A 1,057-nucleotide genomic window follows, 5' to 3' on the forward strand; every position below is an offset into this window, starting at 1 on the left:
ACAAGTCACTCATGGTTTATCCTCCGGTGTATTATTATAGCATAGAAACTAAGCTTCCTGGGTGAAGTAGTCGAACTCATAGATAGCGCCGTCACCGGCTTTTGCCATGGCTTTTCGCAGGCGCTCACAGGACGCATCGGTTAGTTTGAGACTTAGCCCCTGGGAACCCCGGCGCAGTGCTACATGAAAGCGCTTGACTTCGGTGTAGGTAGTCACGCCAATAACACCTGGGTCGGTGATTTCCCAAGGATCACTAGCTGACCAGTGCGGTTTTTTCCCATCTAGGGGAGTGATCCAGGTTTTGCCGGGATCAGATAGGTTCAGGCTGTGCCACAGGTACACGCCACCAGACTCCTGGAACCACCTGGCTACAAAGGCTGCATCCTGTGTACTTACGATTTGAACAAAGTCGGTCATACGTATGCCTCCACTCGGAAGCCGTTCTCTACGGCGAACTTTACTACGTTGCCCCACCAGGGGTCTGGCTCCCAACCATGAACCCGAACGAAGACACAAGAGTTTCGTGCCAGGTCGGTGAAGTCCACAGTCCGGGCAGTTAGCTGGGTGTACGGGAGTTGATGGGTATCCAGATATTCTTTGAGTAGTTTTTTAGCCTGATTTGCAGTCATGGTTTTGTCCTCCAATCAGAGATGATTTCAATACTGATTAGTTTATACAGGTCATTCCAGCGGGCATTACAGTTATCACATGTTATTTCTTGCCAGGCTTCGTTACTATCGGCATCGAGTGAACCGCCAGTGATATTGGTTGAGTTACAGATAGGACAAAAGCCTGGGTTTTTAGATATTGCGATACTTGTTTAGCCGATAGTTGTTGGGTCATGTTCGGTTCCTCCAAATTTCGGGGACTGGCGCTCTGTACCCTGTCTAGAAAGGATAGCTGGTGGCACTGCCCCAAATTACTCCGGCATCCAGCCGGAGTCTACATGTGGACTAGATAAAGGGTTGCATCGGTAGACGACCGTCTTTGATGTCTTGGGTGATGATCTGGCAAGTCTCAATCGCTTGACGGTTGCGGGGGTCGGTGCCGTAGCGCA

The 1,057-nt window shown here is 50.3% G+C and carries 1 protein-coding gene; it reads right to left on the reverse strand.

Annotation, left to right across the window (positions count from 1 at the left end; genetic code table 11):
• Nucleotides 1–48: 48 nt before the first annotated feature.
• The gene (locus tag HWQ67_RS19520) at nucleotides 49–417 is read right to left on the reverse strand and encodes a hypothetical protein (RefSeq protein ID WP_218254364.1); all 369 of its coding nucleotides are present in this window, start codon (nucleotides 415–417) and stop codon (nucleotides 49–51) included.
• Nucleotides 418–1,057 lie beyond the last annotated feature (640 nt).

It is taken from the genome of Candidatus Magnetobacterium casense (genome assembly GCF_019173545.1).
Taxonomy (GTDB): Bacteria; Nitrospirota; Thermodesulfovibrionia; order Thermodesulfovibrionales; family Magnetobacteriaceae; genus Magnetobacterium; species Magnetobacterium cryptolimnobacter.

What these genes read in the sequence shown, in the direction of transcription:
- HWQ67_RS19520 (WP_218254364.1), bottom strand. Translation starts at nt 417, where the DNA reads ATGACCGACTTTGTTCAAATCGTAAGTACACAGGATGCAGCCTTTGTA.